The organism is Chitinimonas sp. BJB300, assembly GCF_002735695.1.
Lineage (GTDB): Bacteria > Pseudomonadota > Gammaproteobacteria > Burkholderiales > Chitinimonadaceae > Chitinimonas.
The window spans coordinates 1-8,759 of record NZ_PDZH01000140.1 but is presented as its reverse complement, the minus strand read 5'-3'; the positions used below and the strand labels follow the sequence as shown (position 1 = coordinate 8,759).

Sequence of the window (8,759 nt, the reverse complement as noted above, 5' to 3'; positions counted from 1 at the left end):
AAACCGGGCGATGTGCATCAATTGGAGGCAGATTGACCTCAACTGCTCCAACCGCCCGGTGCGGACCCGCATGCCGGGTGGTGTGGCAGGGGTCGGCCAGAACATCTGGTCGCCCCTATGCCGATTGCTAGCGTATGGCAATTATGGACGTACAAAGCTGGTGGCGATGTCGCTGGCGATAAGCATTAACAGGTGGGTGTTCCCCGTCTGTGCATAGGTGGCTTAGGCCGTAACGTAGACCCAACGTAAAGGTGGAACCGAAATGCCCATCGTCACGCTTCCCGACGGCTCCCAACGCAGTTTCGACCAACCCCTGCGCGTCGCTGACGTGGCAACCAGCATTGGTGCTGGCCTTGCGCGCGCTGCATTGGCAGGTAAGGTTGATGGCAAGTTGGTTGACACTTCCTATCTGATCGACCGTGATGTGCAGCTCGCTATCGTTACCGATAAGGATGCCGACGGCCTGGAGGTAATTCGGCATTCTACGGCCCACTTGCTGGCCTATGCGGTCAAGGAATTGTTCCCGGACGCACAGGTCACTATTGGCCCTGTTATCGAGAACGGATTTTTCTACGACTTCAGCTATAAGCGCCCATTTACGCCCGAGGATTTGGCGGCGATTGAAAAGAAAATGTCGGAGCTTGCCAAGCGTGATATCCCGGTTGAGCGCTATGAGTTAAGTCGTGACGAGGCGGTTGCTTACTTCAAGAGTATTGGTGAGCACTACAAGGCTGAGATCATTGAGAGCATCCCGGCTGATCAAGCACTGTCGCTGTATCGGGAAGGCGACTTTACCGATTTGTGCCGTGGTCCACATGTGCCGTCCACGGGCAAGCTGAAAGTATTCAAGCTGATGAAGTTGGCAGGTGCCTACTGGCGCGGTGATAGCCGTAACGAAATGCTGCAGCGTATATATGGTACGGCTTGGGCGAAGAAGGAAGATCTCGACCAGTATTTGCATATGCTGGAAGAGGCCGAAAAGCGTGATCACCGCAAATTAGGCAAGCAACTCGATCTATTCCATCTGCAGGATGAAGCCCCTGGCATGGTGTTCTGGCACCCCAAGGGTTGGAGCCTCTGGCAATCGGTTGAGCAGTATATGCGCAAGCGCTTGGCTGCTGTGGGTTACCAGGAGATTCGTACGCCGATGGTGATGGACCGGGTCTTGTGGGAGAAGTCTGGTCACTGGGAAAACTATCGTGAAAATATGTTCACGACGGAATCGGAAAAGCGTGATTACGCCGTCAAGCCGATGAATTGCCCCGGCCATGTACAAGTATTCAATAGTGGTCTGCGTTCCTATCGTGATCTGCCTATGCGGCTTGCGGAGTTTGGCGCTTGCCACCGCAATGAGCCTTCGGGTGCTTTGCACGGCATTATGCGGGTTCGTGGTTTTGTGCAGGATGATGCGCACATCTTCTGTACGGAAGAGCAGATTGTCGCCGAGTCGAAAGCGTTCAATCAGTTGGCTATGTCGGTATACGAAGATTTCGGTTTTGATAGCGTGGCAGTGAAACTAAGCTTGCGGCCGGAAAAGCGTGCAGGTACGGATGAGACGTGGGATCGGGCGGAGAATGGTCTGCGTGAAGCCTTGCGTGCGTGCGGAGTTGAGTGGGAAGAGCTGCCTGGCGAAGGGGCTTTCTATGGCCCCAAGGTTGAATATCACATCAAGGATGCCCTTGGTCGTTCCTGGCAGTGCGGCACGCTTCAGCTTGATTTTGTGCTGCCTGAACGCCTGGGTGCTGAATATGTCAGCTCGGAAGAGAGTGCCCGCAAGCGGCCGGCGATGCTGCATCGGGCTGTCCTTGGGTCGCTGGAACGCTTCCTGGGTATATTGATTGAAAACCATGCAGGCGCCTTCCCTTTCTGGCTTGCACCCACGCAGGCGGTTGTGATGAGCATCAGTGAACATCAGGCGGAATATGCTGCTGATGTGGCTGTTCGGCTCAAGGAAGCCGGCTTCCGGATCGAGACAGACTTGAGAAGTGACAAAATAGGCTTTAAAATACGCGAACATAGCTTACAGAAGGTTCCTTACCAAATTGTTGTTGGTGATAAGGAAAAAGAAGCAAGCTTGGTTGCCGTGCGATCCCGCGGTGGTGAAGACTTAGGACAAATGACGCTGGAAGCGCTTCTAGAGCGCTGGAGTGCAGAGTCCGTAAAAGTCTGATCCCAATAGCCTTGGTGAAATCCAGGGTTATTGTTACCGGGACGCGCGGTTTTCGTTTTTTACTTTGGGAGTAACAGCTATCGCTCAGGATAAAGAGCCGCGGATCAATGGTGAAATCACCGCCCGCGAAGTCCGTCTGTCTGGTGACGACGGCGAGCAACTTGGCATTGTCAGCTTGGTGGAAGCCATGCGTATGGCAGAAGAGCGCGAAGTCGATCTGGTAGAGATTGCACCGAATGCTGTGCCACCCGTATGCCGGCTTATGGACTACGGTAAGTTCAAATACCGCGAGAGCAAAAAACGGCACGAGCAAAAGCTGAAGATCAAACAGGTGCAAATCAAGGAAGTGAAATTTCGTCCAGGTACCGACGAGAATGACTTCCAAGTCAAATTGCGCAATGTGACTCGTTTTTTGGAAGAGGGCGACAAAGTCAAATTGACCTTGCGTTTCCGTGGCCGGGAAATGGCCCACCAGGAAATCGGTATGGCCCAGCTTAAGCGAGTAGAAACCGACCTTGGTGAGTTGGCAGTAGTTGAGCAGTTCCCTAAGCTCGAAGGCCGTCAGATGGTGATGATGTTGGCCCCGAAGAAGAAGATTTAAGCATTGGTATATAGAGGTGATGACAAGCCTCGGCAGTGCGTAAGTGTTGCCATACTTGTCGTAAAAACGTGGCGTTGGGCATTAAGCGTGGAGTAATCCACCACCCACTGCCGGATATAACTAGGCTAAACGGAGTACGTCATGCCGAAGATGAAGACCAAATCGAGTGCGAAGAAACGCCTCAAAGTGTTGGGTAATGGTGGCGTTAAGCGCTCCAAGGCGTTCAAGCGCCATATCCTGACCAAGAAGACTACCAAGAACAAGCGTCAGTTGCGCGGCACGACTATGGTCCACCCGACCAATATGGCGTCCGTTCGCGCGATGTTGCCGTACGCTTAATCTTCTCGGAAAGGAATAAACCATGCCTCGCGTCAAACGTGGTGTAACAGCCCGCGCTCGTCACAAGAAAGTCCTCGCTCTCGCTAAGGGCTATCGCGGTCGTCGCAAGAACGTCTATCGCATCGCCAAACAGGCGGTGATGAAAGCCGGTCAATATGCCTACCGTGACCGCCGTCAGCGGAAGCGTCAGTTCCGTCAACTGTGGATCGCCCGTATCAACGCCGCTGCGCGTGAACTGGGTCTGAGCTACAGCAAGTTCATGAACGGTCTCAAGCTTGCCTCGATCAACGTCGATCGTAAGGTCTTGGCCGATCTGGCTGTGTTTGACAAAGCTGCCTTTGCGCACATTGTTGCGCAAGCCAAGGCTAGCCTCGCAGCCTGAGCTTTTGGAAGTTTGAAAAGGGAGGCGCAAGCCTCCCTTTTTTTGTCGGTCTTGCCTGTGTACAAACGGGATGCTGGCAATGCGGTTTTGGCTAGGTGTCGGTAAAGTCTACAGCAGCCCTTAGCGGTATAAGACGCAGCAGTCGCTATGTATCTCGGTGCCTGATGATTGGGCTGCATAAGATTACCGAGGACGTGCAGCAAGACAGTGCGCTGATTCTAAGACCGTATCGCCAGCGTTATGAGGAGTGATGCACGATGAGCAATGTTCAAACCCTTCTCGACGAGGGGCTGGTAGCCCTGGCGGCCACGGCTGACCCGGTGGAGCTTGAAAACGTCAAGGCACGTTATCTGGGTAAGTCTGGTGCGTTGACTGAACTGCTTAAGCAATTGGGGGCGCTGTCTCCCGAAGATAAACGTACCCAGGGTGCGGTTATCAATCAGGCTAAACAAACCTTTGAGGCTGCCTTAAATGGTCGGCGTGATGCGCTTGCCAGCGAACAGCTCAAACAACAACTTGCAGCCGAAGCGCTGGACGTGACCCTTCCCGGTCGTGGTGATGGCCCCGGTGGTTTGCATCCGGTTACGCTGGTGAAAGAGCGCATTGTTGCGTTATTTCAGTCCATGGGATTTGAAGTGGCGGATGGCCCGGAAATCGAGGGCGACTGGCATAACTTTGAAGCACTGAACATCCCGAGGGATCATCCGGCGCGTGCTATGCAAGACACTTTCTATGTTGCTAGCAAGGCTAACGAAACAATGGTTCTGCGTACGCACACCAGCCCGATCCAGGTGCGCTATATGCAAAACAACAAGCCGCCAATCAAGATCGTTGCACCGGGTCGTGTTTACCGTGTTGATTCGGATGCGACCCACTCTCCGATGTTCCACCAGATGGAAGGATTGTGGGTAGAGGAGGGGGTAAGCTTTGCTGACTTGAAGGCCACGATTACCGATTGGCTGCGTAACTTCTTTGAACGTGACGATTTACAAGTGCGGTTTCGTCCATCTTTCTTCCCGTTTACCGAGCCTTCTGCAGAGGTTGATGTATTGGGTGATCGCGGCTGGTTGGAAATTGGCGGTTGCGGCATGGTGCATCCGAACGTTTTGCGCAATGTTGGAATCGACCCAGAAACCTATACCGGCTTTGCATTTGGCTTTGGTCTTGACCGTTTTGCCATGCTTTATTACGGCGTAAACGATCTACGACTGTTCTTCGAAAACGATCTGACCTTTCTGGGTCAATTTCGCTAAGCCTGTGCCATCAAATCGAGGGCAGGAGTAGTTGTCCTGCCCTGGTCCAATATGCTTGAAGCAAAGATTGGGTGCCTTGGGTACCTGAAAATACAAGGAATCAAGCCATGAAATTCTCAGAATCCTGGCTGCGTGAGCTGGTTGATCCAGCACTGGATAATGCCCAATTGGCCGAGCTGTTGACGATGGCTGGCTTAGAAGTAGAAGGAAACGACCCGGCCGCACCGATTTTTGATCAAGTGGTTGTGGCGCAGGTGGTGGACGTACGCAAGCACGAGAATGCTGAAAAACTGAATGTCTGCAAGGTCGATGCAGGGCAGGGCGGTGAGTTGTTGCAAATCGTTTGCGGTGCACCCAATGTGGCGCCGGGTGTGAAGGTGCCCTGTGCCCTGGTCGGTGCCAATCTACCGGGCGATTTCAAGATCAAGGAAGCCAAGCTGCGTGGTGTAGAGAGCTTTGGCATGCTTTGCTCGGCGCGTGAGTTGGGTGTTAGCGAAGAAAGTGATGGTTTGTTGCTGCTGCCCGGCGATGCACCTGTTGGTGCCAGCTTTCGCGATTACTACCAGCTTGATGACCGTATTCTGACGCTCAAGCTGACACCCAATCGCGCGGATTGCCTCAGCTTGACCGGTATTGCGCGTGAAGTAGCGGCATTGACCGCCGGTGCTTACAAGCCTGTCGCTGTTGCACCAGCAATGGTACGCATTGATACACAGCGGGCTGTCAGGTTAGAAGCGGGCAATGCATGCCCACGTTATGCGGGCCGGGTTATCCAAGGGGTGAATGCAGCAGCTGCAACGCCAGCCTGGATGAAGCGCCGTTTGGAACGCAGTGGTGTCCGTTCAATCTCTGCTTTGGTGGATATCACCAATTATGTCCTGATGGAACTGGGTCAGCCCATGCACGCTTTTGATAACGCTAGGTTACAGGGCGATATTGTAGTGCGGATGGCCAAGCCGAGTGAGTCACTGGAATTACTCAATGGCAAGCAATTGGCGTTGGAGACAGACATGCTGGTCATTGCTGATGCCAGTGGTCCCGTAGCGCTGGCCGGTATCATGGGGGGTATGCTTACTTCTGTGCGGCTCGGTCAGACCCAGGATGTGTTCCTTGAGTCCGCCTTCTTTTCGCCGAGTGTCATCAATGGCAAGGCACGCCGTTTGGGTTTTGGCTCGGACTCCAGCTATCGCTATGAGCGTGGTGTGGACTTTGGTAACTGCCGCCAAGCTATGGAGCGTGCTACTGAGTTGATACTGGCCATTTGTGGTGGTAATCCTGGCCCGATTACTGAAACCCTGACTGAGTTGCCAAAGCGTGCCGCAGTGAGTTTGCGCGTACCTAGGGTGGCGCGTGTGTTGGGTATTGATTTAGGGGCAGAGCAGATTATTGGCATGCTGAAGAAGCTTGGCCTACAAGTGGAGCGCGAAGAGCAGGTACTTAACGTGGTGCCGTCTAGCTACCGCTTCGACATCAATATCGAAGAAGATTTGATTGAAGAAGTCGCCCGCTTATATGGCTATGACAATCTTCCTACCCGGCCGCCGGTGTCGGTTCAAGCGATGCTCAAGCAAGATGGTAAGCTTCGCTCCGCTTTGTCAGTCAAGTTGGCGCTGGCAGCGCGTGATTATCAGGAAATTGTCAGTTATGCCTTTGTTGAGGCGCAGTGGGAGGCCGATTTTGCCGCCAACAATGCGCCGGTCAAGTTGTTGAATCCTATTGCCAGTCAAATGAGCGTCATGCGCTCCACCTTAATTGGGGGCTTGGTCAGTACTTTGATAACAAATTTGAATCGCAAGCACGAGCGTGTACGTTTGTTCGAGGTGGCCCGCGTGTTCCATGGCTTGGCAGCTGATGAGCAACCAGAAAAACTTGCTGGGTTGGCATATGGCTCCCGGCAGCATGAGCAGTGGGGTGTTGATGCGACCCGTATCGATTTCTATGATGTGAAAGCCGATGTGGAGGCATTGTTGGCACCCCGCCAAGCTGGCTTTGAGAAAGCAGATCATCCTGCTTTTCATCCAGGCCGTTGTGCGCAAATTGTGCTGGATGGTCAGGTGATTGGCGTGTTGGGTGAGCTACATCCGAAATGGGTGCAGAACTATGATCTGCCAGCGGCACCCGTTTTATTCGAGATGGATCTTGCGGCGCTGATTGAGCGGGATTTGATCTTGGCCAAGTCGGTTTCCAAGTTGCAGCCTGTACGGCGTGATTTGGCTTTTGTGGTTGATGATGCTGTGCAATACCAGGATATTCTGGATGCTATGGCCAGCGTAAAATCAGCCTGTGTAACCACCATAGAAGGATTCGATGTTTACCGTGGCAAAGGGGTCCCTGAAGGGAAAAAGAGCCTTGCATTCAAGGTAGTATTGCAAGATACTCAGAAAACGCTTTCGGACGCCGAAATTGATTTGGCCGTCTCCCAGCTTGTCGCTGCGCTGCAACAACGCCACGATGCCCAGCTGCGTAGCTAGGCACATTCCGCGACGCAATCTGCACCAAGAATACCGACTTATGACACTGACCAAAGCTGAACTGGCCGACTTGCTATTTGACAAGGTCGGCCTTAATAAACGCGAAGCCAAAGACATGGTGGAAGCCTTTTTCGAGGAAATCCGCCAGTCTTTGGAAGCCGGAGAGAGCGTCAAGCTATCTGGTTTCGGCAACTTCCAGTTGCGTGACAAGCCACAACGTCCTGGCCGCAACCCCAAAACCGGCGAAGAAATCCCGATTTCAGCCCGTCGCGTGGTGACTTTCCACGCCAGTCAGAAACTGAAGGGCATGGTGGAAGATAATTATGCAGACGGAAAGCTCGTTGCCGAGGCCTGAGCTGCCACCAATCCCGGCCAAGCGCTACTTCACCATTGGTGAGGTGAGTGAACTGTGTGGCGTTAAACCACACGTGTTGCGCTACTGGGAGCAGGAGTTCACGCAGTTACGCCCGGTGAAGCGTCGCGGTAATCGTCGGTACTATCAGCATCATGAGGTGCTGCTGGTTCGGCGTATCCGTACTTTGCTGTATGAAGAAGGCTTCACGATTAGCGGCGCGCGTAATCGTCTTGAGCACCAAGCGCTTGATGCTGCAGAGCATGGCCCGCTGGGTACAGAAGCGTTGTTGGATGAGGCCGTGCTAGCGAGGCGTAACTTTGCGGAGATACGGCGGGATCTGGAATCGCTTCGCGATTTTCTGGCGAGTTGATGACCACTTGTCAGGCGAGGAAAGTCGGGTATAATCCGGCCTCCTTCGAGTCGGAGCGTGGCGCAGCCTGGTAGCGCACTTGCATGGGGTGCAAGGGGTCGGAGGTTCGAATCCTCTCGCTCCGACCAGTAATATCAAGGGCTTACAGATTTTCTTCTGTAGGCTCTTTTTCGTTTTGCGTCAATATGGAAATTTTAGTGCCTCGCCAACACACTATTGATTGCATTGCCAGATGTCGCTAGGTGTTCAGTCCTGCGGCCTTACAAGGTACAGCTATGTAGCCGCCTACTATTGTATGGGCTTTGATCTCCCGCAAAGCAACGACCCGACCTCGTCGGTGCGGTCTACCCTGCTGGGCCAGTACTTCGGAGTTGGCTTGGTATGCGAGACGTTTATCAGCGCTACAAACTGCTTGAGGGTATAGGGTTCGCCCAACAACATTATGTGTCAGTGCGGTCAGGTGTTGGCATGCGGTCGGCAGTGCGCAGGCCATACACACGCCAGCTTTGCTCGTCGTTGCCGCCATGGGCAGGGTTGATGATCTGTGAACGCGCCTTTGTGCCGCGTTTGCGTTTACCGTCTTGCTGAGAGGTTGTAAGGGTAACGAATATGGCGAAGCTATCTGCCGTTAGGTTCGTGATGGATCCTCATCTTGGCTTTGGATGGGGATTGCTCCGACGCTAGGATGTACCTAAATAACTGATGTTACGCAGTAGCTGCGAGAAGCAGCTGTAACTGATCATAAGCCGCGCGGGAGGCGTTGATCAGTAACTTGCGGCAAAGTGCGAATGGGTTCTTCTGCGTCTTGATGCTCAGGC

The 8,759-nt window shown here is 53.4% G+C and carries 8 protein-coding genes and 1 tRNA gene; all 9 read left to right on the top strand.

Annotated features, from left to right (window positions below):
- Positions 1 to 262 precede the first annotated feature (262 nt).
- The 9 genes from thrS to CSQ89_RS17935 all read left to right on the top strand — a co-directional run bounded on the left by thrS (position 263) and on the right by CSQ89_RS17935 (position 8,069).
- Complete coding sequence (thrS, locus tag CSQ89_RS17975; RefSeq protein ID WP_099407460.1) at positions 263 to 2,170, top strand: threonine--tRNA ligase; 1,908 nt, start codon at positions 263 to 265, stop codon at positions 2,168 to 2,170.
- 64 nt (positions 2,171 to 2,234) lie between these two features.
- Positions 2,235 to 2,771 carry a translation initiation factor IF-3 gene (gene infC / locus CSQ89_RS17970; RefSeq protein ID WP_233203286.1) on the top strand — a complete coding sequence of 179 codons (537 nt, stop codon included), beginning with the start codon at positions 2,235 to 2,237 and terminating at the stop codon, positions 2,769 to 2,771.
- A gap of 141 nt (positions 2,772 to 2,912) precedes the next feature.
- The gene (gene rpmI / locus CSQ89_RS17965) at positions 2,913 to 3,110 is read left to right on the top strand and encodes a 50S ribosomal protein L35 (RefSeq protein WP_072429375.1); all 198 of its coding nucleotides are present in this window, start codon (positions 2,913 to 2,915) and stop codon (positions 3,108 to 3,110) included.
- Between the two features lie 22 nt (positions 3,111 to 3,132).
- Entirely contained in the window at positions 3,133 to 3,492 is a 360-nt protein-coding gene (rplT, locus tag CSQ89_RS17960) for a 50S ribosomal protein L20 (protein WP_099407459.1), read from the top strand.
- Positions 3,493 to 3,749: 257 nt separating this feature from the next.
- Complete coding sequence (gene pheS, locus CSQ89_RS17955; protein WP_099407458.1) at positions 3,750 to 4,745, top strand: phenylalanine--tRNA ligase subunit alpha; 996 nt, start codon at positions 3,750 to 3,752, stop codon at positions 4,743 to 4,745.
- A 107-nt stretch (positions 4,746 to 4,852) separates the two neighbouring features.
- The gene (gene pheT / locus CSQ89_RS17950) at positions 4,853 to 7,216 is read left to right on the top strand and encodes a phenylalanine--tRNA ligase subunit beta (RefSeq protein WP_099407457.1); all 2,364 of its coding nucleotides are present in this window, start codon (positions 4,853 to 4,855) and stop codon (positions 7,214 to 7,216) included.
- Between the two features lie 40 nt (positions 7,217 to 7,256).
- On the top strand, positions 7,257 to 7,571 hold the full coding sequence (locus CSQ89_RS17945) for an integration host factor subunit alpha (RefSeq protein ID WP_099407456.1): 315 nt from the start codon (positions 7,257 to 7,259) through the stop codon (positions 7,569 to 7,571).
- Positions 7,540 to 7,941 (top strand): MerR family transcriptional regulator, encoded by a 402-nt coding sequence (locus CSQ89_RS17940; protein ID WP_099407455.1) that lies wholly within the window; start codon positions 7,540 to 7,542, stop codon positions 7,939 to 7,941. The genes CSQ89_RS17945 and CSQ89_RS17940 overlap by 32 nt, the downstream gene beginning before the upstream one ends.
- A 51-nt stretch (positions 7,942 to 7,992) precedes the next feature.
- Positions 7,993 to 8,069 (top strand) — tRNA-Pro (locus tag CSQ89_RS17935).
- Positions 8,070 to 8,759: the final 690 nt, after the last annotated feature.